Origin of the sequence: Streptomyces flavusporus, from assembly GCF_046267975.1 — a bacterium.
GTDB lineage: Bacteria > Actinomycetota > Actinomycetes > Streptomycetales > Streptomycetaceae > Streptomyces > Streptomyces flavusporus.
In genome coordinates, this window is record NZ_CP176503.1 from 1,407,244 (window position 1) to 1,430,708 (window position 23,465).

Genomic DNA, 23,465 nt, shown 5'->3' on the forward strand with positions numbered 1-23,465 from the left:
TCAAGCACCGCCGACATCGTCACGCAAGATGTCGCGCAGAATCTGAAATTATTGAACAGCCCGTGGAATGTCCGCGGATCTCAGTCGCGAGGGGCTTGTGCCGTGGAACCCCGCACCACCAGTTCCGGTTCGAACAGCAGCTCTTCGGCCGCCACGGAGCTGCCGCCGATCTGTGCGTTGAGCAGTTCGACGACCGCCCTGCCCATCGACTCGATGGGCTGGCGGACGGTGGTCAGCGGTGGTTCCGTGCAGTTCATCAGCGCGGAGTCGTCGTAGCCGACGACCGAGATCTGTGACGGGACGTCAAGTCCCCTGCGCCGGGCGGCCCGTACGACACCGAGCGCGAGCGGGTCGCTGGCGCAGATGAACCCGGTGACCCCGCGGTCGATCAGCCGGGAGGCCGCCGCGTGACCACCCTCGATGGAGAAGATGGCCCGTGCCACGCGCTCGTCCGGCAGATCCCCGGCGACGGCGCGCGCGGCGGCCAGCTTGCGCGCCGACGGCACATGGTCCCCGGGTCCGAGGACCAGCCCGATCCGCTCGTGGCCGAGGGAGGCCAGATGCCGCCAGGCCTGTTCGACGGCGACCGCGTCGTCGCAGGAGACGCCCGGGAAGCCGAGGTGCGCGATGGCCGCGTTGACGAGGACGACCGGGATGTTGCGGTCGGCGAGCAACCGGTAGTGGTCGTGCGGGGCGTCGGCCTGGGCGTACAGGCCGCCGGCGAAGACGACCCCGGAGACCTGCTGTTGCAGCAGCAGCGCGACATAGTCGGCCTCGGAGACGCCGCCCTTGGTCTGGGTGCACAGCACGGGCGTCAGGCCCAGCTGGGCGAGCGCCCCGCCGATCACCTCGGCGAACGCCGGGAAGATCGGGTTCTGCAGCTCGGGCAGGACCAGGCCGACGAGCCGGGCGCGCTCACCGCGCAGCTGGGTGGGCCGTTCGTAGCCGAGGACGTCCAGGGCGGACAGCACCGCCTGCCGGGTGGCTTCGGAGACTCCGGGCTTTCCGTTGAGCACCCGGCTGACCGTGGCCTCGCTGACCCCGACCTTCTTCGCCACTTCCGCAAGTCGTCGCGTCATGTGCGCAAGAATAGCGCAAGAACCGCAAGCGGCTTGCGTACCGTTCCGGTGCGGCCGGTCAGCTCCCCGGCGCCGCCCACTGACCCCGCACATGACCGAGGTGCCGGGTCATCACCTCGCGGACGGCCGGCTCGTCGCGCGCCAGCAGGGCGTCGAGGAGTTCGAGGTGCTCCTCGGCGGAGGCGAGCAGGCGTCCCGCCGCCACGAGGGCGGTGAGGCCGTACAGCCGGGAGCGCCCCCGCAGGTCGCCGACGACCTCGACGAGGTGGGCGTTGCCCGCGAGGGCGAGCAGGCCCAGATGGAACCGGGTGTCGGCCTCGACGTAGGCGATGAGGTCCCCGGCCGCGGCGGCGGTGACGATCTCCTGTGCGGCCGGGCGCAGCGCCTCGAGCGAGACCGGGTCCGCGGTCCTGGCCAGGTCCACGACCGTGGGGATCTCGATGAGCCGGCGGATGTGGGTGTACTCGTCGAGCTGTTTCTCGGAGACCGCGGTGACCCGGAAGCCCTTGTTGGGGACGGTGTCGACGAGGCCCTCCTTGGCCAGGTCCAGCAGCGCCTCGCGCACGGGGGTCGCGGAGACGCCGAAGCGGGCGGCCAGTGCCGGGGCGGAGTACACCTCGCCGGGGCGCAGTTCCCCGGCGATCAGCGCGGCCCGGAGCGCGTCGGCGACCCGCTCCCGGTAGCTGCTCTTCCTGCCGCCGAGTGCCGGCAGGGCGGGGGCAGCGGCGGAGGGGGTGCTGGTGCGCCGGGCGGGCATGGGGGCGTCTCCTTGTGTGGGCAGGTGTGTCGGGTGGACGGGCCCGGACGGTCTAGAGGACGAAGCCGGCCGGGAAGGGGTCGGCGGGGTCGAGCAGGTACTGCGCGGTGCCGGTGATCCAGGCGCGGCCGGTGAAGCTCGGCAGGACGGCGGGGACACCGGCCACCTCGGTCGTGCCGAGCAGCCGTCCGGTGAATCGCGTTCCGATGAAGGACTCGTTCACGAACTCGGTGTGCAGGGGCAGTTCCCCGCGCGCGTGCAACTGTGCCATGCGCGCGCTGGTGCCCGTACCGCAGGGCGAACGGTCGAACCAGCCGGGGTGGATCACCATCGCGTGCCGTGAGTGGCTGGCGGTGGCACCGGGGGCGTACAGGTGGACGTGGTGGCAGCCGTGGATGGACGGGTCCTCGGGGTGTACCGGTTCCGCCTCGGCGTTGACGGCCGCCATGAGGGCGAGGCCCGCTTTGAGGATGTCGTCCTTGCGGGAGCGGTCGAAGGGCAGGCCGAACTGCTCCAGCGGGAGGATGGCGTAGAAGTTGCCGCCGTAGGCGAGGTCGTACGTCACCGTCCGCCCGTCGGCGAGCGTGGCCTTGCGGTCGAGGCCGACGCTGAAGGACGGGACGTTGGTGAGGGTCACCGCCTGCGCGGCGCCGTCCTTGACCGCGACCTCGGCGACGACGAGCCCCGCGGGGGTGTCCAGGCGGATGGTGGTGACGGGCTCGACGACCTCGACCATGCCGGTCTCGACGAGGACGGTGGCCACGCCGATCGTGCCGTGCCCGCACATCGGCAGATAGCCGGAGACCTCGATGTAGACCACGCCCCAGTCGCAGTCCGGGCGGGTCGGCGGCTGGAGGATCGCACCGCTCATCGCGGAGTGGCCGCGCGGCTCGTTCATCAGCAACTGCTTGATGTCGTCGCGGTGTTCGCGGAAGTACAGCCGACGCTCGTTCATCGTGGCGCCGGGGATCGCGCCGATCCCGCCGGTGATCACCCGGGTGGGCATGCCCTCGGTGTGCGAGTCGACGGCGTGCAGGACGAGTGTGCTGCGCATGGGACGGGCTCCTTCAGGCGAGCCCGGCCGCCACGGCCTTCTCCGTGGCGGCGCGGACGACGGCTTCCTGCTCGGGCAGCAGCGGGACACGGGGCGGACGGCAGCGGCCGCCGTGGCGGCCCACCACATCCATGGACAGCTTGATCGCCTGCACGAACTCGACCCTGGAGTCCCAACGCAGCAGCGGGTGCAGCTGCGCGTAGAGCGACTTGGCCGTCGCGAGGTCCCCGCTCACGGCGGCGCGGTACAGCTCGACGGTCGACCTCGGCAGCGCGTTCGGGTAGCCGGCCACCCAGCCCTTCGCGCCTGCGATCGCGAGCTCCAGCAGGACGTCGTCGGCGCCGATCAACAGGTCCAGATCCGGGGCGAGTTCGGCGATCCGGTAGGCGCGGCGCACATCGCCGGAGAACTCCTTGACGGCGTGGATGTGCCCCTCGCCGTGCAGCCGTGCGAGGAGTTCGGGTACGAGGTCGACCTTGGTGTCGATCGGGTTGTTGTACGCCACGACCGGCAGGCCGGCCTTCGCCACCTCGGCGTAGTGCGCCACGACGGACCGCTCGTCGGCGCGGTAGGCGTTGGGCGGCAGCAACATCACAGCGGCACAGCCCGCCTCGCGCGCCTGCTCGGCCCAGCGCCGGGCCTCCGCCGAGCCGTACGCGGCGACCCCGGGCATCACCCGGGCGCCGCCGATCGCGGCCACGGCCGTCTCCACGACCTTGGCGCGTTCCTCGGGCGTGAGCACCTGGTACTCGCCGAGCGAGCCGTTGGGGACGACGCCGTCGCAGCCGTTCTCGATCAGCCAGGCGCAGTGCTCGGCGTATGCGTCGTGGTCGACGGAGAGGTCGTCGGTCAGCGGGAGTGCGGTGGCGACGAGGACGCCGCGCCAGGGTCGGTTCTCGGTGACGGTCATCTGCGGTGTGGTCCCTCTCCATACGGTGTGACATTTCACTGTCGGCGGCCATGGGGCCCGATCAGTCGTCGTCCGGTTCGCCCGCGTGTGCCAGCACGCCCAGCGGCACCGGACGGGCGAACGGCCTGCGCCCCGCCGTCTGAGGGCACCCGGCGAGCCCGGCGACCGCGGGCCCGCACATCCGGCCCTGGCACCAGCCCATCCCGGCCCGTGTCAGCAGCTTCACGGTCCGCAGGTCACCGGCGCCCAGCTCCCGCACGGCCACGCGGACCGCCTGCGCGGTGACCTCCTCGCACCGGCACACGACGGTGTCGTCGGTGACCTGTTCGGCCCAGTGCGCGGGCGGCGCGTACCCGGTGTCGAGGGCGGCGAAGAACGCCCGCAGGCGGGTACGGGACCTCGCCGCCGCGGCCCAGATGCGCGGGTCGGGTGCGGTGCCGTGCAGGCGGGCGGCGGCGGAGCAGCCGGCGATGTGGCCCTCGGCGAGGGCGAGCGCCGAGCCGCCGATGCCGGTGGTCTCGCCGGCCGCCCAGACGCCGGGGACGTCGGTGCGCTGTTCGTCGTCGACGTGCACGCCGGCCCCGTCGAGGCGGCAGCCGAGGGTCTCGGCGAGGTCGGTGTGCGGCAGCATGCCGTGGCCGACGGCGAGGGTGTCGCAGGGGATACGGCGTTCACTGCCCGGCCGGATCCGGCCGTCGGCGTCCAGGGCGGCGACGGTGACCGCCGCCAGCCGGTCGGTGCCGTGGGCCTCGACGACGGTGTGCCGGACGAGAGTGCGTACCCGGTGCCGGAGCAACCGGGCCGCGAATCCGACCCCTTCGGCGACCTTCTCCGGCTGTGCCGCCAGCGCCCGGGCCTGCCGCAGGAACGCCGCGGGGCCGGCGGACTCGACGAGCGCGGCCACCTCGACCCCGGCCGCGGCGAGGCCGGTCGCCACCGGGAGCAGCAACGGGCCGGTTCCGGCGACCACGGCGGTGCGTCCGGGCACGGCGAGGGTGCCCTTGAGCATGGCCTGGGCCCCGCCGGCGGTGACGACGCCGGGCAGGGTCCAGCCGGGAAAGGGCAGGACCCTCTCGTATCCACCGGTGGCGAGGAGGACGGCGTCGGACCGGACGGTGGCGGGTTCCTCCTGCTCGGGGCCGAGCAGCGCGTGCACGGTGCACCCGCCGGACGGTCCGCGCTCCACGAACCACACATGATGGTCCGTCAGGTGCGTGACGCGGCCCGCCTCGACGTGCCCGGCGAGAGCGTTCCGAAGCCGCTGCCAGGTCCGCCAGTGATGGTGCAGGGCCTGCGCGCGGCGGGCGCCGAGCCCGGCGGCGGGCTGCCGGTAGAACTGCCCGCCCGCCTCGGTCGCCGCGTCCACCAGCGTGACCCGGACCCCGCGCGCCGCCGCGGCGACGGTGGCGGCGAGCCCCGCCGGACCCGCGCCGATCACCGCAAGGTGCGGTCGCCCGGTCGTCGCGCGCTCAGTCATCGTGGCCCGTCCCCTCCTGCGTACGGATCGCATCGCCCGGCCGCACCGGCACCAGACAGGCCCGCTGGTTCGGGCGGTCGTTGACGGTCACCAGACAGTCGAAGCAGACGCCGATCCCACAGAAGATCCCGCGTGGCCGGCCCGCGCCCCGGGTGGCGCGCCACGAGGTGACGCCTGCCGACCAGAGCGCGGCGGCGACCGTCTGGCCGGGCAGTGCCTCGATCGCGCGGCCGTCCAGGGTGACCGTGAAGGCCGGTCCCGGTTGCGCGCGCGCCAGCTCCAGCGGGTTCACGGGCCCTCCTCGGGTGCGGGAAAGCGGTCGGGGCGCAGCGGCGTCAGGTCGAGATCGGGGGTCTGCGCGGTGAGCACCTGCGCGATCAGGTGACCGGTGCCGGTGGCGAGCCCGATGCCCGCGCCCTCGTGGCCGCAGGCGTGGAGCAGGCCGGGGACCCGCGCGTCGGGGCCGATGGCGGGCAAGTGGTCGGGCAGATACGGGCGGAAGCCGAGGTAGGCGCGCAGGGCGCGGACCCGTTCCAGGAACGGGAACAGCCGGGTCGCGCCCGCCGCCAGGGCCCGGACGACGGGCAGGGAGAAGGTCCGGTCGAAGCCGACGCGTTCGCGGCTGGCGCCGATCAGTACCGGCCCGGCGGCGGTGCCCTCCACGACCGGCGAGGTCTGGAGCTGCGCCGAGTCACTGGCCACGTCGGCCACGTAGTCGGCGGCGTACACCTTGTGACGGACCAGGCGCGGGAGCGGTTCGGTGACGAGGACGAAGCCGCGGCGCGGGAGGACGGGCAGGAACGTGCCCGCGAGCGCGGCGAGTTCGGCGCCCCAGGTGCCGGCCGCGTTGACCACCGCCGGGGCGTGCACATCGCCCCGGTCGGTACGGACTCCGCGGACGGCGCCGTCCGGGGTGCGCAGTACGTCCGTCACGTTCCGGCCGGTGAAGAGGCGGGCGCCGGAGGCCCGCAGCAGCTCGGCGGCGGCCAGGGCGGGCATGACCTGGGAGTCCTGGGGGTAGTGCACGCCGCCCGGAAGGCCCGGCGCGAGGTGGGGTTCGAGGTCGTACAGCGTGTCGGCCGCAACCGGCTGTGCGGTGACTCCTGCGGCGCGCTGCCCGGCGGCGAAGCGCTCCAGTGCGGTGAGCCCGTCGGGGGTCGACGCCACCACGACGCCGCCCTTGGCCTCGTACTCGACGGGCTTCCCGAACTCCTGCGCGAGGTCGGCCCACAACCGGCTCGACAACAGCGCGAGGCCCAGCTCGGGGCCCGGCTCCTTGTCGGAGACGAGGACATTGCCCTCGCCGGCGCCGGTCGTGCCGCCGGCCACCGGACCGCGGTCGACCACGACGACGTCGAGGCCCGCCCGGGCCGCGTACAGGGCGCACGCGGCGCCCACCATTCCGGCCCCGACGACCACGACGTCGCAGGTGAGTTGGTTGCCCACAGCAGTAATATGTCACACAGCACAGGTCGGCGGAACACCGCGCGCAGGGCGGATGCAGGGAAATCCCGACCGTGGCGCCGCCGGCGACCTGAACGCCGACGGTGCCCGGTCAGGCCTCGGGGGCGGGCACCACGCTGAGGTGGCTCGCCGTGCGGCGGTCGCGCGGCCGGCGGCGCGGCGCGGGAGCCGGCCGGCGCACTTCGCGCAGCACCATGGTCAGCCGGATGTATCCCATGTCCTGCAGGGTCCTGGGGGTCTCGCCGACGATGCGGCACTCGGTGGCGCCCCAGCGCGGGTCGGGGTGCAGCAGCGGGCGGACCGCCCCGTCGTGCTCGACGGCGGCCTCACCGACGGACCGGATCCAGTGCGGCAGGCCCTGCCGGTAGGCGGCCTCCATGATCGGATCCTGTGCGATCTCCCGGCGGATCGCCTGCAGTCCGTGGTCGTGCCCGTGCCGCTCCACGGCGGCCGCGAAGTGGGCCAGCATCGGCAGGAACCAGCGGGACTCGTGCTCGCCGAGGACGGCGGGCGCTTCGGGGTGGAACAGTACGAACCTGAGGAAGTTGTCGCCCGGCATCGCCGTCGGATGCGGACCGATCTCGCGGAAGAGGCTCTGGAACGCGCTGTTGGCCAGGACGACGTCCCAGCAGTGGTCGACGACGACGGACGGAAACGGGACGGCCTCGAGCAACGTGGCATAGTCCTGGAGATACGACCGTACCTCGGAACGCTCGGGGACGGACCGCAGCGCGGACCGCTGCCCTCCTGCCTGATGTGCCATCGGGAGGTCACCCCTCTTGCCTATGCCGCCTTCACGCGGCGTCCCGATCCTGCTGCCCCGACGCTTGCGATGTCAACTATCGTGGCATTTCATGCCCGTTGACGGCTGAAATTGGCCACAGTTGTGGCGAGACCTGGATGTGAGTTCGAAGCACCCGCTAATCTCCGGGAAGTTCACGGCAACCACTGACCACAAGCCTGTGAGAGACGTAGGAGACCTGTCGGTGACGGATGGCTACGAGGTTCCGGGCGCCACGGCGACGGCCACGCTGCCGGCCGTGATCGCCCGCGTCACCGCGCTCGCCGGCCGACTCGGCGTACCGCACGCGGAGGTCTTCGACACGGCCCGGCTGTCCGTGGCCTCCGGTGTCCCCGAGCCCGTCGTCAAGGACCTGCTGAGCGGGCGCCCGGCAGGCGAGCCCGATGTGCAGGCCCGGTTCCTGCAGCGCCTGGACCTGCTGCGCCGCACCCGGCTGAAACCCAACGGGCGCAGGTACACCCAGCAGGAGATCGCCGACGGCGCGGGCATGTCGCGGCAGCAGGCCGGCGCCCTCATCAACGGCGACCGGCGGCCGACCATGGAGCACTGCGACGCCATCCAGCGCTTCTTCCGGGTGCACGCCGGATTCCTCACGGCCGAGGACCCGGAGGCGCTCGCGGGCACGCTCCAGCGCACCGAGCAGGAACTGCTGCAGAAGCTCGCCGACCGGGAGCGGGAGGCGGCCGCTGCCGCCGACGACCCGCTGGAGCGGCTGCTGCAGGACCACGGCGTCCGCGGCATCGCCTGGCGGGCCGCCCAACTGCCCACCGACCAGCACCGTGACAAGGTCGCCGAGTGGCTGGACATGCTCCTGGAGAGCGTGCAGCGGCCCGAGTCGTGATCCGGGGGTTACCTGTGGGCATCGGTAGGGAAATGCGCCGACTGTGCGGCGAGCTGGTCGCGGAGCTCACACTGCCCGCGCCGGCCAGGCCCGCCGACCTGTACGCCGCCCTCTGCGACGCGATGAGCAGACGCCGCGGCCGCCCCGTCCACTTCCGTACGGCCGCCTTCCCGCCCGGCACGGCCAGCGGGCTGTGGCTCGACATGGCCGACCAGGACCTCGTGGTCATCGAGGAACGCACCGCGCCCGACCACCAGTTGGTGATCCTCGGGCACGAGTTGTGGCACATGAAGCGGGGGCACTGCAGCCATCACGTCGAGGGCGCCGCGGTCGCGGCCCGTTTACTCGACGACAACGCCGATCTCCAGGCGACGGTCCTCAAGGTCGCCGCGCGCACCCGGTTCGACCTCGCCGACGAGAAGGAGGCGGAGAGCTTCGGGCTGCTGCTCGCCAGCAAGTGCCGTACGTGGCTTGCCGGTTCGGCGCTGCGCGGTCCGGTGCAGCGGGATCATCTCGCCGGGCGGATCGAGGCGTCGCTGGGGTATCTGGGCCCGCAGGGCTGAGGCCGACACCCCGCCCCACCGCGCCCGTTTTCCAGCGTAGGGCAGCTGTTCTACAGGGGGTTCGGACAAGGTTCCGCCTCCGCTGAGCGGGCGAACCGAGGGGCGGCAGAGCCGGATTGTCAGTGCTGGACGGCAAGCTGGAGGGGCGCCACCGGTGAGCGGGGCGTACGTGCCCTCCGGGCGCGTGAGGCCACGACGAGGCGGGGAGAGCCGACCGATGCCCACAGCCGTACTGACCGACCGCGAGCGCATGGCCGTGCAGGCCTACCTTCGACTGCTGCACACGGTACGGGCGGCGTTCGACACCGCGGCCGGCCCACCGGACGCCCGTATGCCACCCGTCGTCCGCCCGCCGTCCTCGCCGAGGCGGAACAGGCGCTGGCAGCCGCGGGCCTGACCGGCAACGAGGAGGAGTTCTTCCGCCTGCTGCAGAGCTGGTGCCCAAAGCCCTGACGGTTCCGACCGCCGTCAGATGTGCGGCACCGCCACCGCCGTCGCCACCAGACCCCGTTGGACGGTCCAGCGCCCCTCGAAGCCGCCGAGGCGTTCGCCGCCGACGACGGGGCCCGGTACGAGCAGTGCGGCGCGGAAACGGCCGTGCATCCGCCCGTGCGGGTCCATGACGAGGTCGATGTCGGCCTCCGAGAAGTCCAGCCACTTCCGGGTGAGCGGGAACCACGCCTTGTAGACCGACTCCTTGGCGCTGAACAGGAGCCGGTCCCACGGGACCGCGGGGTGCTCCGCGGCCAGGCGGCGCAGCCGGTCCTGCTCGCCCGGCAGGGCGACGGACTCCAGGACGCCCTCCGGGAGCGGTGCGTGGGGTTCGGCGTCGATACCGAGGGAGGCCAGGTCGGTGGCACGGACCAGGGCGGCGGCGCCGTAGCCGTCGCAGTGGGTCATGCTGCCGATCAGGCCGTCCGGCCAGCGCGGGGCGCCGCGTTCCCCGGGCAGGACGGCCTGCGGCGGCACGCCGAGCTTCTCCATGGCGCGGCGGGCGCAGCCGCGTACGACGGCGAACTCACGCCGGCGCTTGGCGACGGCCCGCGCGACCACCGCCGCCTCCTCCGGGTACAGCGGCGCCGGCTCGGTCCCGTCGTCGCCGTGCGCCTCGACGGCCACCACGGAGTCGGGCAGCAGCTCCTCGATCACCGGGTCGCTTCCTCTCTCGGCAGGATGCGGCGCAGCCGGCCGGGTGGCTGCGGGCGCTTGCGCCATTCGCGCGGGTAGCCCACGGACACCTCTTCGAAGCGGACGCCCTCGTGCCAGGTGGTCCGCGGGATGTGCAGGTGCCCGTAGACCATGGTCTCCACCCGGAACCGGCGATGCCAGTCCGCGGTCAGCCGGGTGCCGCACCACATGGCGAACTCGGGGTACCAGAGGACCTCCGTCGGGTGCCGGTCCAGCGGATAGTGGTTGACCAGGACGGTCGGCAGCTCCTCGGGGAGCTCGGCGAGCCGGCGCTCGCTCTCCGCGACCCGGGCCCGGCACCAGTCCTCACGCGTGGGATAGGGGTCGGGGTGCAGCAGGTACTCGTCGTTGCAGACGATGCCGGTCGAGTGCGCGTACGCCAGGCCCTCGTCCTTGGTCGTGCAGCCGGAGGGCAGGAAGCTGTAGTCGTACAGCAGGAACAGCGGCGCCACGGCCACCGGGCCGCCGGGGCCGTCCCAGACCGGGTACGGGTCCTCGGGTGTCGTCACGCCCAGCTCACGGCACACTTCGACCAGGTGCTCGTAGCGGGCGACTCCGCGCAGGGTGACGGGGTCCGACGGGTGGGTCCACAGTTCGTGGTTGCCGGGCGCCCAGATCACCTTGCGGAAGCGGCCCGCGAGGGTTTCCAGCGCCCAGCGGATGTCGGCCACGGTTTCGGCGACGTCACCGGCCACGAGCAGCCAGTCGTCGTCGGAGTCGGGCCGCATCTCCTTGACCAGATCGCGGTTCTCGGGATACCCGATGTGCAGGTCGCTGATGGCCAGCAGCTGCCCGGCACCACCGGCCGTCGATGTCACCTGTCGCCCCCTTACGATCACACGGACGGGACCACGAGAACACAGGCGCGGCTCGTCGGGCAAGGCGACCCGACCGTACGGGCGGGATAGCAGGAACCCGCGCTGCGGGTGGGCACGACCGGAAAATCCGTAACACGCACGTTGCACGCAGCGGGTCCGCGAAGCCGTATGATCGCCCCAACACCACCGCCACGAAACTCCCTTCACCAGGGGCGGTTCGGTGTCCCTCCAACCACCCCAGGCCGGGCCGGCCTCGCTCCGCCGTGCCCGCGAACCGTGAAAGGCGGCCTGCATGGTCTCTCGCGTACGCGTCTGGCTCAACCGCACGTACGCGGAGAACGTGTTCTTCATGGATCAGCTGCGGAGAAATCCCAGCGACCGGGCCGTCGAGATCCACGCCACGCACGGCGATCCCGACTCGCCCGTACTGGCCGCCGCCGACACGGCCGAGCTGGAGCCGGAGGGCCTGTCCCCGGCCGCGTACGTCGAGTTCGCCCTGGACCAGTGCGCCAGGCGCGGCATCGACGTGTTCGTGCCTCGGCTGCACCAGGCGGCGATCGTGGCGCACCGCGCCGAGTTCGAGGCGGTGGGTACGGCGCTGCTGGCGCCGCCGCCGGAGGCCGTGGCCGTCTTCCAGGACAAGGTGATCGCCTACGAGGCCGTCCAGGCGATCGGCGTGCCCGTGCCGCCGTGGTGGCGGGTGCGCAGCGCCGACGAACTGGTCGCGGCCGTCGAGGAGTTGGAGGCAGCCGGGCACAGGGCGTGCTTCAAGCCGGCGTCCGGGGCGGGCGGGGTGGGCTTCCGTGTGATCACACGCGCCCCTTTCTCGCTTCTGCACCTCAGCGGGTTCCCGAGCCCCTACATGCCGCTCGACCTGGTGCTCGAGGCGGTGCGGCAGGCCGACGAGCCCGTCGACTGGCTGGTGATGCCGCGGCTGGAGCAGCCGGAGGTGTCCGTGGACTGCCTCACCGGCACGGACAACCAGGTGCGGCTGATCGTCGGACGGACGAAGAACGGGCGCCGGCGGGGTTTCACGCTGCACGAGCAGTGGCTGGAGCCGGCGCGGCGGCTCGCGGAGGGTTTCGGGCTGCACTATCTGTCCAACGTCCAGTTCCGGATGTTCGGCGAGCAGCCGGTGCTGATGGATGTCAACGCGCGTCCGGCGGGTGGGTTGCACCAGCTGTCGCTGTGCGGGGTCAACGCGCCCTGGGCGGCTGTGCGGTTGGCTCTCGGGGATGATCCCGGGGAGATCGTGCCGCCGTTCCTCGGGCAGGACTACACGGTGGTGTCCGCTCCGCGGCCGCTCAGGCCGGTGGCGGTTCCGCAGCAGCGGGAGGCGCCGGAGACGCTGCCGGCGGTTCCCTCTCCCACGCCGGGTGACTCCGTCGGTAGTGCGGTTCAGGCACTGCCGCTTTAGACCGGGTACCCCCACGCCTTCGCCAACTCCGCCAGTCGAGGCGGGAGTTCAGTGGAAGGGTCGGCCGGCCTGGCGGGCTGGATACGGCCCGACTTGATGGTGCTGCTCCAGTCGCCGAGCTGGGGGCGGAACGTGCCGTGGTCCCGGCTGCCGTAGTCGAGCATGCCGCTCTCCCACTCGACGCCGAGGTACTCGCACAGGCCGCGCATCGTCTGCTCCGGCTCGGCGGTGAGCTCCTCGTACGTGATCACGTGCGTGTCGAGGCTCCGGCGCGCCTCCTCCAGCTTCTCGGCGTACCCGAGGACCTCGGCGTGGATGGATTGAAGGTCGGGATCCCGGCGGCGCTCGGTGAGGGACGCGATGACCGCGCCCGGGTGACGCAACAGGAGGATGTAGCGGGCGTTCGGCCAATATCGGTGCAGCCGGGGCCAGATGAGGGTGTTCGGCGGCGTCTTGTCGACTATGACGTCCTTGCCGCTGCGGGTGAGCTCCAGGTGCAGCACCCGGTCCCACAGCAGATGCTCCAGCTCGGTCTTGTCGAGTTCCAGCGCCTTCATGGCCTCCGCGCTGAAGCTGCGGGTCAGCTGGACGTGGACGGTGCGCAGATGCATCTCGTGCGGGGCCCGGATGCGGCTGTGGCTGTTCAGCAGCACCCGCAGCAGGGTCGAGCCGGAGCGTACCGAGGAGAGCACGAACACCGGCGAGTCCACGAGCCGGGGGGCGCGCGGGGCGACGTAGGACGACTCACGGGGCCCCCGCTGGGCCGGCATGGCGTTCAGCCGGCGGCGCGGCGGGCTCACCGCCTGGACCATCAGCCGACCGCGGCGCTTCAGCCCTTTCCCGATCGCGGACATACGCGGGTCTCGCACGGTGCCACCTTTCTCTACTCCTTGCTCCGGCATCCCAGGGGTGCCAGGCAAACTTCAGATGTCCAGGAGGCAACGAGTCCGGTTCACGGCGGCCGTAGAAGCCGCCATGACCAGGTGATTTACTACTTTCTTAATTCTTCATGGGAACAGCGGCGACTCGCCCTCAGAACCGGCCCGAGCCCCGGTACAGCTCCAGCTCGCCGTCCAGTTCGACCGCGAGCACCGTGGCGTGCGGGTCGAGGTCCGCCGCGGCCGGCGGCTGGATCCAGAGCACGCCCGGTGCTTCGTGCAGACCGCCGATGACCCGGTGGGCCAGTTCGGTCCCGCTGCCGAGCACGGTGACCCGGCGTACGGAGCTGAGCAGTCCGCGTACGCCGATCTCGGCGCGCGGGGCGTCGAAGAGAGTCAGATAGAGCGTGCGGCGGTCCTTCGAGAGGGTGCTGGGGCCGTAGTGATGGCCGGCGGGCAGGCCGCGCACGGTCCCGTACACGGCCTCCGCGTGTCGGGCGATCCAGGCGCCGAGGCCCTCGAGCCGTTCGGCGTGCTCGGCGGGGATGGTGCCGTCCTCCCGTGGGCCGACGCTGAGCAGCAGATTGCCGCCGCCTCCGATGGTCTCGGTGAAGTAGCGGATCAGCTGGTCGACCGACTTGTGGTCGTGGTGCTGGTGGCCCCAGGAGTCGTTGATGGTCAGGCAGAGTTCCCAGGGGCCCTCGGGCGGTACGACGGGTGCGCCCTGTTCGGGGGTCGCGTAGTCGCCCTCGCTGAGCATGCGGGCGTTGAAGACGACGTCCGGCACCTGGGAACGGATGAGCGCGGCGAGTTCCGGGATGCGCCACTGTTCCTCGCTGCGGTCCCACTCGCCGTCGAACCACATCAGGTCGGGCTTGTAGCAGCTGGTGAGTTCGCGGATCTGACCGTCGCGGTAGGCGATGAACCGCTCCCAGGCCGCCAGGTCCTCGTCCTCGGCCGCGACCTCGGAGTAGCGGTTGTCCTCCAGTTCCGGCGGGCGGCCCGGCTTGCGCGTGGAGGCGTAGTCGGGGTGGTTCCAGTCGGAGTGCGAGTAGTACAGGCCGACCTTGAGGCCCTGCTCGCGCAGGGCGTCGGCGTAGCCGGCTATCAGGTCGCGGCCCACGTTCAGGTCACCGTGGGCGGTGTCCCACAGGGCGACGCCGTCGTGGTGGCGGCTGGTGAGCACGGCGTACCGGGCGCCGGCGCGGGCGAAGAGCTTCGCCCACTCCCGCGGGTCGTACCGGGACGCGGTGAAACGGTCGAGCTGGGACATGTACTGGTCGTGCGGCACGATGTCGTCGTAGAACGACCAGGATTCCTGGACGCCGTCGACGGCGTAGATGCCCCAGTGGACGAAGATCCCCAGCTTGGCGTCGGTGAACCAGGGTTGTACGGGCACGCGTCAGCTCCTCTTCAGCCGTAGCGTCAGCACCTGGAAGGGCCGCAGAGCGACAAAGACCCCGCCGTCGCCGGTGACGTCCGCGTCCTCGAGCGGTCGTTCCAGGAGGTCGGTCACCTCGGCTCCGGCGAGCGGGAAGCCGGTGCGCAACACGCCCTGGGCCCGGCCGCCACGGGACTCGTAGAGGCGGACCACGACGTCGCCGGACCGGTCGTCCGCGAGCTTCACCGCCTCGACGGTCACGCCCTCGCCGTCCACGGACACGACCGGCTCCGGCGTGCCCGCCGCGTCGGCGACGCGCAGCGGCAGGTTGAGGGCGTAGCCCTCGGCGATCGCGTCCTCGATGCTCGCGCCGGGCAGCAGCGAGTACGTGAAATGGTGCCGTCCCTGGTCGGCCTCGGGGTCCGGTACGCGCGGGGCGCGGACCAGACTGAGGCTGACCGTGGTGGTCGTACCTCCGTCCTCGCGGACCGTACGGGAGACGTCGTGGCCGTACGTCGAGTCGTTGATCACCGCGACGCCGTAACCGGGTTCGCCGATGTGCACCCAGCGGTGGCCGGAGACCTCGAAGCGGGCCGCCTCCCAGCTGGTGTTGGTGTGGGTGGGGCGCTGGACGTGTCCGAACTGGATCTCCGCGGAGGAGTGCGGGGCGCGGATGTCGACCGGGAAGCCCGCCTTGAGGATCTTCTCGGCCTCGTGCCAGTCGATCTCGGTCTCGATGTCGATGCGGGGGCTGTCGGCGCGGAGGGTGATCGTCTGGGTGATCTTCGAGCCCTTGCCGAACGATCGCTCCACGCGGATCGCGCCGAGCAGGGGGTCCTGCTCCACGATCGTGATCGACTCGGCGTCCAGGAGGTCCGTGTAGCGGTTCTTGTAGTGCTTGTCGATGTCCCAGGCGTCCCAGTAGTTGGGCAGGTCGCTGTGCAGGCGGAGGAGGTTGCCCTTGTCGGCGAGGACTTCGCGGTCGGCCCGCAGGTCGTGGACGGAGGCGAGGGTTCCGTCGTCGGCCAGCTCGACGCGGACGAGGCCGTTGTCGAGGGTGCGGTCGGTCACCACCACGCTGTGGTCGGGGCGGGTGTTGCCCAGCGGCGCACTGCCGTTCGCCGGAACCCTCACGTACGTGGACTCGCCCTCGGCCGTCCGCACCACCTCGGCCCGGTCGAACGGACCGGTGTTGAAGGCCCGGGCCTCGCCCGTGCCCAGCGCCGCGACGGCCTCCCGCGTCAGCGCCTCCAACTCCTCCGCCACCCGCGCATACTCCGCCTCAGCCTCCCGATGTACCCAAGCGATCGACGACCCCGGCAGGATGTCGTGGAACTGGTGGAGCAGGACCGTCTTCCACAGGCGGTCGAGCTTCTCGTACGGGTAGGAGTAGTCCGGCGCGTGCAGCGCGGCCGTCGTCGCCCACAACTCCGCCTCGCGCAGGCGGTGTTCGGAGCGCCGGTTGCCCTGCTTGGTGCGGGCCTGGGTGGTGTAGGTGGCGCGGTGCAGCTCCAGGTAGAGCTCGCCCGCCCACACCGGCGCGTCCGGGTACTCCTCGCGGGCGGCGGCGAAGAAGGCGTCCGGGTGCTCGATCCGGACCTTGGCCGAGCCCTCCAGGTCGGCGAGGCGCCGGGCCCGCTCCAGCATCTCGCGGGTGGGGCCACCGCCGCCGTCGCCGTGACCGAAGGGCGCCAGGGACGTCGTACCGCGGCCCTTGTCCTGGTAGTTGCGGACGGCGTGGGCCATCTCCTGGCCGGAGAACTCGGCGTTGTAGGTGTCGACGGGCGGGAAGTGGGTGAAGATGCGGGTGCCGTCGATGCCCTCCCACCAGAAGGTGTGGTGCGGGAACTTGTTGGTCTGGTTCCAGGAGATCTTCTGGGTCAGGAACCAGTCGTTGCCTGCGAGCTTGGCGAGCTGCGGGTAGGCCGCGGTGTACCCGAAGGAGTCGGGCAGCCATACGCCCTTGGTCTCGATGCCGAAGTGCTCCATGAAGAAGCGCTTGCCGTGGATCAGCTGCCGGGCCATCGCCTCGCCGCCGGGCAGGTTGCCGTCGGCCTCCACCCACATGCCGCCGACCGGCGCCCAACTGCCGTCGGCGACCGCCTTCTTGATGCGCTCCCACACCTTCGGGTAGTTGTCGCGCACCCACTCGTACTGCTGGGCCTGCGAGCAGGCGAAGACGAACTCCTCGTACTCCTCGGCGAGTGCGGTGACGTTGGAGAAGGTGCGGGAGGTCTTGCGCTTGGTCTCGCGGATCGGCCACAGCCACGCGGAGTCGATGTGCGCGTGGCCGACGGCGGAGAGGGTGTGCGCGCTCGCGTGCGCGGGCTTGGCGAGGACCGGCTGGAGGACGGCGCGGGCGTCGGCCGCCGTGCCCGAGATGTCGTCCAGGTCGAGGGCGTCGAGGGAGCGGTCCAGGGCGTGCGCGATCTCGTGGCGGCGCGGCTCGTGCTCGCCGAGCTCCAGCATCAGCTCGCGCAGCACCTGGACGTCGAGCGAGAGGTGCCAGACCTCCTCGTCGAGGATCGCGAGGTCGGCGCGGCGGAAGGTGTAGAGGGGCTTGTCGCCGGCGGTCAGGACGTCGCCGAGCGGGGTAGGGGCGGCGAAGTCACCTGCCAGGATGTCGGGGTTGGAGGCCGCCTCGACCAGGTAGTCGACCGCCTCTCCGCCCAGCGCCGACCGGGCGATCGGCACGTACTGGTTCTGCGGGTTGACCGCCTTCAACGGGGTGCCGTCGGGCAGGTGGACCAGGGCCTCGGCCTGGTTGCCCGGCCAGTCGCCGACGAAGCCGAGGTCGATGACCGCCTCGACGCGCCGGCCGGCCCAGTCGGCGGGCACCTGACCTTGCATGCGGAACCAGGTGGTGCCCCAGGGCGGGCCCCACGGCGTGTCCATCGCGAAGGGCTCGTACGAGGCCGCGGCGGCCTCCGCGAACGGGACCGGCTCCCCCGGCGCCTGCCAGGCCGCCACCTGAAGGGGGACGGTGGCCGCGTACACCGCGGGCTTGATGCGCTGGTTGTGGACGCGCTCGACGCGCTCCTCGATCCGGCGGCGTTCGTCGTGCATGGGACAGCTCTCCTCAGGGCTCTACTTGAGGTACGAGAGGCCGGGGTGGACGGCCGTGTAGCCGTCGACGAGCCGCCGGGCCACGTTGACCGAGTCGACAAGCGGGTGCAGGGCGAAGGCCTTCACGGCCGTCGTACGGGAGCCGGAGTCGGCGGCGGCGAGCACCTCGCGCTCGACCGCCTTCACCGCGCAGACCAGGCCGGTGGCGTGGTCGGGCAGCGGGTCGACGGCGACCGGGTGCGCGCCGTTCGCGTCGACCAGGCACGGGACCTCGATCACCGCCTCGGAGTCCAGCACCGAGAGCGTGCTGCGGTTGCGGACGTTGAGGATCAGGGTCGTGCGTTCGTCGCGGGCGATGGCCCGCATCAACGCCAGCGCCACCTTCTCGTAGCCGCCGGACAGGTCGTCGGCGTCGCGCTCACCGGCGCCGGCGGTCTCGCGGTTCTCGGCCATGTAGGTGGCCTCGCGCTCGGCGCGGGTGGCGTCCCAGGCCTTCAGCGCCGAGGCGTCCGGGTTCCTCATCTCGGCGTAGAAACGGGCCTGTTGGTCGCGCAGGAAGGCGCCGCGGGTCTGCTCGGCCTCCTGGTAGGCGCGTACGGCTTCCCGGTTGAAGTAGTAGTAGTGCAGGTACTCGTTGGGGATCGCCCCCAGCGACCGGAGCCAGTCGACGCCGAAGAGCTTGCCCTCCTCGAAGGAGCCGAGCAGGCCGGGGTCGTCGAGCAGCCGCGGGAGTTCGTCGCGGCCCGCGACGCGCAGGCCGCGCACCCAGCCGAGGTGGTTCAGGCCGACGTAGTCGATCCATGCCTCGGCCGGGTTCTGCACGCCGAGCACGCGGGCGATACGGCGGCCGAGTCCGACCGGCGAGTCGCAGATGCCGATGACGCGGTCGCCGAGGTGGCGGGACATGGCCTCGGTGACGAGGCCGGCCGGGTTGGTGAAGTTGATGACCCAGGCGTCGGGGGCGAGCCGGGCGACGCGTCGGGCGACGTCGACGGCGACGGGCACGGTCCGCAGGCCGTACGCGATGCCGCCCGCGCCGACCGTCTCCTGGCCGAGGACGCCCTCCGCGAGCGCCACCCGCTCGTCGTTCGCCCGTCCCTCCAGCCCGCCGACGCGGATCGCGGAGAACACGAAGTCGGCACCGCGCAGGGCCTCGTCGAGGTCCGTCGTGGCGGTCACCTCGGGCGCGTCGGGCACGTCGGCCGCCTGCTCGGCGAGGACCCGGGTCACCGCGGAGAGCCTCTGGGCGTCCAGGTCGTGCAGCACGACCTGGGTGACCCGGCCCTCGGCGTGGTCCCCGAGGAGCGCCCCGTACACGAGCGGCACCCGGAATCCGCCGCCGCCCAGAATCGTCAGCTTCACCGGGTACCTCCGATCGGGTAAACTGCCCGCAGCGCGTTGCGAGAGCCAAGCACGTGCCATCTCCTTGAACTTGCTTCAAGAACCCGGGCTGGTTCCAACCCGGCTGGTGTTGAGGGTGTAAGACCTCGCTGTTCGCTGAGCGGTGAGGCGACCTGAGCCAGGAATCCCCCCGCTTCAGCTGGGGGAGGGTTCAAGCCTGCACCCTTCCCGCCACGATGACCTCGACGCGGGCCTCCTGCAAAGAGGCCCGCGTCGCCGTGTCGACCGGCGCGTCCGTCACCACCACGTCCAGCTCCTCGGGGCCGCAGACCTTCGCCATACCCGTACCCGGGAACTTCGCCGAGTCGGCGAGCAGCACGACCCGGCCACTGGCCTTGATCATGGCCCGTTTGACCGGCACCTCGACGACCGTCGTGTCCATCACCTGCCCGCCGGGCCGCACTCCACTGGTGCCGAGGAAGAGCCAGTCGGCGTGCAGCTGGCGCAGGTTGTCCTCGGTGAGGAAGCCGACCAGGGAGCGGTACTCGCGGCGGACCATGCCGCCGAGCAGCACCAGTTCGATGCCCTCGTCGTCGGCGAGTTCCTCGTACACCACCAGGTTGCTGGTGATCACGGTGAGCCGGCGGCCGTGCAGCTGCCGGGCCAGCCGGTAGGCGGTGGTGCCGATGTCGAGCAGCACCGACTGACCGTCCGCGATCATCGCCGCCGCCCGCGCGGCTATCGCGTCCTTCTGGGGCACGCGCACCTCGGCGACCTCGGCGAAGGGCTGGTCGCCCTCCTCGACGACGGCGCCGCCGTGCACCCGGGTGAGCAGCCCGTCCTCCTCGAGTTTGACCAGGTCACGCCGGATCGTGGCGGGGCTCACCCCCAGCTGCTCGGAGAGATCGGTCACGGCCGCGGGGCCGCCCGAGCGCAGGGCCCGCAGGATGAGTTGGTGTCGTCGTTCTGCCAGCACGCCGTGAACACTACTCGTCATCTTCAATCATTTCCATGCTCACTTCTGCTCGGGTATTGACCAATCTCCCGGAGCGGCGCACGATTCCGGTCACTGAAATGAAGAGCTTTGACGGAGAGGATGTCCGCGTGGACGACGACCGGCCCGATGTGCTGCTGACCGGGCTGCTCTTCTACGACCTCGTCCTCACGGGTCTGGGCAGGCTCCCGAGGCCGGGCGAGGAGATCTGGACGGCCGGCATGGGCAGCAGTCCCGGCGGCATCGCCAACCTCGCGGTCGCCGCATCTCGGTTCGGCCTGAAGACGTCCCTGGCGACGGTCTTCGGCGACGACTTCTACGGCACGTACTGCCGGGACGTCCTCGCCGGCCAGGAGGGCGTCGACCTGTCCCTCTCCCGCACGGCGGACGGTTGGCACACCCCGGTCACCGTCTCGATCGCGCACGGCTCTGACCGGGCCCTCGTCACCCACGGCCAGGAGCCCCCGTACTCGCAGGACGCGCTCATGGGTGACCCGCCCGAGGCGCGCACCGCCCTCGTGCACATCGAGGCCGAACCCCACGCGTGGCTCGCCAAGGCGGCCGCGAACGGCACGCAGATCTACGCCGACGTGGGCTGGGACCCCACCCAGCAGTGGTCCACCGACCTCCTCGAACAGCTCTCCCTGTGCCACGCGTTCCTGCCCAACGAGGTCGAGGCGATGGCGTACACCCGCACGGACAGCGCGGTCGCGGCGCTCGGCACACTCAGTGAGCTGGTGCCGGTGGCCGTGGTCACCCGCGGCGGCGACGGCGCGGTCGCCGTCGACCAGATCACCGGCGAGTACGCGGACGTACCCGCCCTCGACCTCGACGTGCTGGACGCGACGGGCGCCGGGGACGTGTTCGGCGCGAGCTTCGTCGCCGCCTCGCTGGGCGGCTGGCCGTTGGAGGAACGGCTGCGGTTCGCGGTGCTGGCGGCCGGGCTGTCCGTCCGGCACCACGGTGGGGCGCTGGCCGCACCCGGCTGGTACGGCATCGACCGATGGTGGCGCGCGCTGAACGACCCCGAACTCAGGGGCGCGTACGGCTTCCTCGACGACCGCATCCCGGCGGACCCGGGCCCGCCCGTCCGGTACGCCCCCGTCACCCCGCCGAACAGCGGCACCTCCAACTGACAGTCCCTCCTGACCCCTTCGCACACGTCACATACCGAAAGGCGGTGGGAGCTGTGCGGCTCTCACGAAGAGGCCTGCTGCGCGCGGGCCTGGCCGGTACGGCCGCCACGGCGCTCGGCGGCCTCGCATCCGGCTGCGCCGTCCCGACCGGTTCGACCGGCCGGAACATGGTCCTGTGGTACTGGAGCGGCGGCCTGAGCGACGCGGTCGTCAAGAACGCCAAGGCGCGTTACGACCGCTCCGTGGACCTCGACGCCATCCAGATCGGTGGCCAGTACCGCTCGAAGCTCATCACCACCATCACCGGCCGGGCCCACATCCCCGACATCGCGGGGCTCAAGGGCGAGGACATGGCCGCCTACCTGCCGAACGCGGACCAGTTCATCGATCTGCGGACGCTGGGAGCCGAGAAGTACAAGAGCCAGTACCTGTCCTGGAAGTGGGACCAGGGCATCGCCGACGACGGCACGATGGTCGGCTTCCCGATCGACTGCGGGCCGGTCGCGCACTACTACCAGTACGAGGTCTTCCGCCGGGCGGGGCTGCCGTACGAACCCGACGACGTGTCGAACGAACTGAACACATGGGAGAAGTTCTTCGACGCGGGCGTGCAGCTCGGCAAGCGCGTCCCGGGGGCCAAGCTGCTCACCGACATCCTCTCCGTCTTCGGGAACGTCGTGGAGCAGGGCGCGCAGCGGTACGTCGACAAGGACCGCCACTTCATCGGCGACCAGGAGCATGTGCGCCGAGCCTGGGCGCTGGCTGTGGAGGCCAAGCAGCGGAAGATCGTATCGAACCTGGTCAGCGGCACCCCGGACCAGTTGTCGGCCATCCAGAACGGCAAGCTGCCGAGCCAGCTGAACGCCTCCTGGGCCAGCTTCGACATCAAGAACGGCGTGCCGAAGACCAAGGGCAAGTGGCGTGTGGCGCAGATGCCCGTGCGGCCCTCCAACAGCGGCGGCTCGTTCCTGTCGATCACCAAGGCGTGCCGGGAGCCCGAGCAGGCCTTCGAGATCATCACCTGGATGCTCAACGCGGCCAACCAGGCGCAGGGTTACGTCGACGCGGGCCTCTTCCCCTCCACGCCCGCCGCCTACGGCCTGAAGCAGATGCGGGAACCCGACCCCTTCTTCGGCGGCCAGGTCACGACCGACGTCTTCGGGCCCGCCGCGGAGAAGATCGTGGTGGCCTACAACAGCCCGTACGACGTCGCCCTCGGGCAGCCCATCAAGGATGAGATCAAGAACGTCGACGTCCTCGGCAAGGACCCGAAGAAGGCCTGGAGTGACGCCATGAGCAAGTGCCGTCGCATCGCGAAGCACCTGGGGGTGAGCTACTGATGGCCGTCCTCGAGCAGACCCCGCCCGCTGTGGCACAGCCCTCCCCGACGCAGCCCAAGAAGGGCTTCCGCAAGTACTGGCACCTCTACGCCGCCATCTCCCCCTTCTACTTGATCTTCCTCGGCTTCGGCCTGTTCCCGGTCGGCTTCTCGCTCTACCTGTCCTTCCACCGCTGGGACGGCCTCGGCTCGATGGAGTGGGCCGGGCTCTCGCAGTACCAGTACCTGCTGAGCGACAGCGACTTCTGGAACTCGATCGGCAACACGATCATCATCTGGGCGCTGGCCACCTTCCCCATGATCTTCCTGGCGATGGTCACGGCCGTGATGCTCAACTCCGCGGTCCGGTTCAAGGGCCTGTACCGGGTCGCGTACTTCCTGCCGAACGTCACGTCGGTCGTCGCGATCGCCATCGTCTTCGGCTCCATCTTCGCCACCAACAACGGCATGGTGAACGCCGTCCTGGAGGGAGTGGGGCTCGACCAGGTGGCCTGGCTGAACACGCCGTGGGGCATCAAGGTCACCATCGCCGCCCTGATGACCTGGCAGTGGACCGGCTACAACGCCATCATCTTTCTCGCCGGGCTCCAGACCATCCCGAGCGACCTGTACGAGGCGGCGCGCGTGGACGGCGCCGGGCCCATCCAGACCTTCTTCCGGATCACGCTCCCGCTGCTGCGGCCCACGCTGCTGTTCGTGCTCGTGGTCTCCACGGTCACCGGCCTGCAGAGCTTCGCCGAACCGCAGGTCCTGCTCCAGACCTCGTCCAACGACTCGACGTTCGCGGGCGGTCCGGGCCACTCGGGCCAGACGATGGTCCTCTACTTCTTCCAGCAGACCTTCGACAACAACGACTTCGGGTACGGAGCCGCGGTGGCCTGGGGCATCTTCCTCGTCGTCGTGCTCTTCTCGATCATCAACTGGCGCCTCGTGCAGCGCCGGGGCGAGTAAGAAGGGCGC

Annotated in this window: 21 protein-coding genes and 1 pseudogene; 7 read left to right on the forward strand and 15 right to left on the reverse strand. The window is 71.3% G+C overall.

Annotated features, from left to right (window positions below; genetic code table 11):
- Nucleotides 1–80 precede the first annotated feature (80 nt).
- From ACKTSN_RS06990 to ACKTSN_RS07025, 8 genes are all read right to left on the reverse strand, one after another.
- The gene (locus tag ACKTSN_RS06990) at nt 81–1,079 is read right to left on the reverse strand and encodes a LacI family DNA-binding transcriptional regulator (protein WP_409468284.1); all 999 of its coding nucleotides are present in this window, start codon (nt 1,077–1,079) and stop codon (nt 81–83) included.
- Between the two features lie 58 nt (nt 1,080–1,137).
- Nucleotides 1,138–1,836: a GntR family transcriptional regulator gene (locus tag ACKTSN_RS06995; RefSeq protein ID WP_385510001.1), complete on the reverse strand. Its 699-nt coding sequence runs from the start codon at nt 1,834–1,836 to the stop codon at nt 1,138–1,140.
- Between the two features lie 52 nt (nt 1,837–1,888).
- Nucleotides 1,889–2,890 carry a proline racemase family protein gene (locus ACKTSN_RS07000; protein ID WP_409468285.1) on the reverse strand — a complete coding sequence of 334 codons (1,002 nt, stop codon included), beginning with the start codon at nt 2,888–2,890 and terminating at the stop codon, nt 1,889–1,891.
- A 13-nt stretch (nt 2,891–2,903) separates the two neighbouring features.
- Nucleotides 2,904–3,800: a dihydrodipicolinate synthase family protein gene (locus tag ACKTSN_RS07005; protein WP_409468286.1), complete on the reverse strand. Its 897-nt coding sequence runs from the start codon at nt 3,798–3,800 to the stop codon at nt 2,904–2,906.
- 61 nt (nt 3,801–3,861) lie between these two features.
- Nucleotides 3,862–5,277 carry an NAD(P)/FAD-dependent oxidoreductase gene (locus tag ACKTSN_RS07010; RefSeq protein ID WP_409468287.1) on the reverse strand — a complete coding sequence of 472 codons (1,416 nt, stop codon included), beginning with the start codon at nt 5,275–5,277 and terminating at the stop codon, nt 3,862–3,864.
- On the reverse strand, nt 5,270–5,569 hold the full coding sequence (locus ACKTSN_RS07015; protein ID WP_224738129.1) for a (2Fe-2S)-binding protein: 300 nt from the start codon (nt 5,567–5,569) through the stop codon (nt 5,270–5,272). The genes ACKTSN_RS07010 and ACKTSN_RS07015 overlap by 8 nt, the downstream gene beginning before the upstream one ends.
- Nucleotides 5,566–6,723 (reverse strand): NAD(P)/FAD-dependent oxidoreductase, encoded by a 1,158-nt coding sequence (locus ACKTSN_RS07020; RefSeq protein ID WP_409468288.1) that lies wholly within the window; start codon nt 6,721–6,723, stop codon nt 5,566–5,568. The genes ACKTSN_RS07015 and ACKTSN_RS07020 overlap by 4 nt, the downstream gene beginning before the upstream one ends.
- 109 nt (nt 6,724–6,832) lie before the next feature.
- Nucleotides 6,833–7,504, reverse strand: coding sequence for a hypothetical protein (locus tag ACKTSN_RS07025; RefSeq protein WP_409468289.1), 672 nt, complete (start codon nt 7,502–7,504; stop codon nt 6,833–6,835).
- A gap of 223 nt (nt 7,505–7,727) precedes the next feature.
- Between ACKTSN_RS07025 and ACKTSN_RS07030 the strand changes: the two genes are divergently transcribed.
- From ACKTSN_RS07030 to ACKTSN_RS07040, 3 genes and pseudogenes are all read left to right on the forward strand, one after another.
- Nucleotides 7,728–8,384, forward strand: coding sequence for a helix-turn-helix domain-containing protein (locus ACKTSN_RS07030; RefSeq protein ID WP_224738132.1), 657 nt, complete (start codon nt 7,728–7,730; stop codon nt 8,382–8,384).
- Between the two features lie 32 nt (nt 8,385–8,416).
- On the forward strand, nt 8,417–8,947 hold the full coding sequence (locus tag ACKTSN_RS07035) for a toxin-antitoxin system, toxin component (RefSeq protein WP_224738133.1): 531 nt from the start codon (nt 8,417–8,419) through the stop codon (nt 8,945–8,947).
- A 217-nt stretch (nt 8,948–9,164) separates the two neighbouring features.
- Nucleotides 9,165–9,400, forward strand: a pseudogene (locus tag ACKTSN_RS07040) (hypothetical protein).
- A gap of 15 nt (nt 9,401–9,415) precedes the next feature.
- Here ACKTSN_RS07040 and ACKTSN_RS07045 read toward each other — a convergent pair.
- Together ACKTSN_RS07045 and ACKTSN_RS07050 are read right to left on the reverse strand one after the other, a co-directional pair.
- The gene (locus ACKTSN_RS07045; protein ID WP_409468290.1) at nt 9,416–10,096 is read right to left on the reverse strand and encodes a 4'-phosphopantetheinyl transferase family protein; all 681 of its coding nucleotides are present in this window, start codon (nt 10,094–10,096) and stop codon (nt 9,416–9,418) included.
- The gene (locus ACKTSN_RS07050; protein WP_409468291.1) at nt 10,093–10,953 is read right to left on the reverse strand and encodes a metallophosphoesterase family protein; all 861 of its coding nucleotides are present in this window, start codon (nt 10,951–10,953) and stop codon (nt 10,093–10,095) included. Before ACKTSN_RS07050 ends, ACKTSN_RS07045 begins: the two co-directional genes overlap by 4 nt.
- Before the next feature lie 292 nt (nt 10,954–11,245).
- Between ACKTSN_RS07050 and ACKTSN_RS07055 the strand changes: the two genes are divergently transcribed.
- On the forward strand, nt 11,246–12,370 hold the full coding sequence (locus ACKTSN_RS07055; RefSeq protein WP_409468292.1) for an ATP-grasp domain-containing protein: 1,125 nt from the start codon (nt 11,246–11,248) through the stop codon (nt 12,368–12,370).
- On the opposite strand, the gene ACKTSN_RS07060 is transcribed toward ACKTSN_RS07055, so the two are convergent.
- The 5 genes from ACKTSN_RS07060 to ACKTSN_RS07080 form a co-directional block, all read right to left on the reverse strand.
- Nucleotides 12,367–13,239 carry a sulfotransferase family protein gene (locus tag ACKTSN_RS07060; RefSeq protein WP_409468293.1) on the reverse strand — a complete coding sequence of 291 codons (873 nt, stop codon included), beginning with the start codon at nt 13,237–13,239 and terminating at the stop codon, nt 12,367–12,369. The two genes, ACKTSN_RS07055 and ACKTSN_RS07060, sit on opposite strands and share 4 nt — an antisense overlap.
- Nucleotides 13,240–13,402: 163 nt before the next feature.
- Nucleotides 13,403–14,647, reverse strand: coding sequence for an alpha-L-fucosidase (locus tag ACKTSN_RS07065; RefSeq protein WP_409468294.1), 1,245 nt, complete (start codon nt 14,645–14,647; stop codon nt 13,403–13,405).
- A gap of 3 nt (nt 14,648–14,650) precedes the next feature.
- Entirely contained in the window at nt 14,651–17,695 is a 3,045-nt protein-coding gene (locus ACKTSN_RS07070; protein ID WP_409468295.1) for an alpha-mannosidase, read from the reverse strand.
- A gap of 21 nt (nt 17,696–17,716) precedes the next feature.
- Nucleotides 17,717–19,057 carry a 6-phospho-beta-glucosidase gene (locus ACKTSN_RS07075; protein ID WP_409468296.1) on the reverse strand — a complete coding sequence of 447 codons (1,341 nt, stop codon included), beginning with the start codon at nt 19,055–19,057 and terminating at the stop codon, nt 17,717–17,719.
- A gap of 190 nt (nt 19,058–19,247) precedes the next feature.
- Entirely contained in the window at nt 19,248–20,012 is a 765-nt protein-coding gene (locus tag ACKTSN_RS07080) for a DeoR/GlpR family DNA-binding transcription regulator (RefSeq protein WP_409474762.1), read from the reverse strand.
- A 128-nt stretch (nt 20,013–20,140) separates the two neighbouring features.
- On the opposite strand from ACKTSN_RS07080, the gene ACKTSN_RS07085 reads away from it, so the two are divergent.
- The 3 genes from ACKTSN_RS07085 to ACKTSN_RS07095 are packed head-to-tail and all read left to right on the forward strand — an operon-like array spanning nt 20,141 to nt 23,456.
- On the forward strand, nt 20,141–21,166 hold the full coding sequence (locus tag ACKTSN_RS07085; protein WP_409468297.1) for a carbohydrate kinase family protein: 1,026 nt from the start codon (nt 20,141–20,143) through the stop codon (nt 21,164–21,166).
- A gap of 53 nt (nt 21,167–21,219) precedes the next feature.
- Nucleotides 21,220–22,506 carry an extracellular solute-binding protein gene (locus tag ACKTSN_RS07090; RefSeq protein ID WP_409468298.1) on the forward strand — a complete coding sequence of 429 codons (1,287 nt, stop codon included), beginning with the start codon at nt 21,220–21,222 and terminating at the stop codon, nt 22,504–22,506.
- Complete coding sequence (locus ACKTSN_RS07095; RefSeq protein WP_224733644.1) at nt 22,506–23,456, forward strand: carbohydrate ABC transporter permease; 951 nt, start codon at nt 22,506–22,508, stop codon at nt 23,454–23,456. Before ACKTSN_RS07090 ends, ACKTSN_RS07095 begins: the two co-directional genes overlap by 1 nt.
- The last annotated feature ends 9 nt before the right edge of the window (nt 23,457–23,465 follow it).

What these genes read in the sequence shown, in the direction of transcription:
- ACKTSN_RS07095 (WP_224733644.1), top strand. Translation starts at nt 22,506, where the DNA reads ATGGCCGTCCTCGAGCAGACCCCGCCCGCTGTGGCACAGCCCTCCCCG.
- ACKTSN_RS06990 (WP_409468284.1), bottom strand. Translation starts at nt 1,079, where the DNA reads ATGACGCGACGACTTGCGGAAGTGGCGAAGAAGGTCGGGGTCAGCGAG.
- ACKTSN_RS07070 (WP_409468295.1), bottom strand. Translation starts at nt 17,695, where the DNA reads ATGCACGACGAACGCCGCCGGATCGAGGAGCGCGTCGAGCGCGTCCAC.
- ACKTSN_RS07005 (WP_409468286.1), bottom strand. Translation starts at nt 3,800, where the DNA reads ATGACCGTCACCGAGAACCGACCCTGGCGCGGCGTCCTCGTCGCCACC.
- ACKTSN_RS07055 (WP_409468292.1), top strand. Translation starts at nt 11,246, where the DNA reads ATGGTCTCTCGCGTACGCGTCTGGCTCAACCGCACGTACGCGGAGAAC.
- ACKTSN_RS06995 (WP_385510001.1), bottom strand. Translation starts at nt 1,836, where the DNA reads ATGCCCGCCCGGCGCACCAGCACCCCCTCCGCCGCTGCCCCCGCCCTG.
- ACKTSN_RS07035 (WP_224738133.1), top strand. Translation starts at nt 8,417, where the DNA reads ATGCGCCGACTGTGCGGCGAGCTGGTCGCGGAGCTCACACTGCCCGCG.
- ACKTSN_RS07010 (WP_409468287.1), bottom strand. Translation starts at nt 5,277, where the DNA reads ATGACTGAGCGCGCGACGACCGGGCGACCGCACCTTGCGGTGATCGGC.
- ACKTSN_RS07000 (WP_409468285.1), bottom strand. Translation starts at nt 2,890, where the DNA reads ATGCGCAGCACACTCGTCCTGCACGCCGTCGACTCGCACACCGAGGGC.
- ACKTSN_RS07025 (WP_409468289.1), bottom strand. Translation starts at nt 7,504, where the DNA reads ATGGCACATCAGGCAGGAGGGCAGCGGTCCGCGCTGCGGTCCGTCCCC.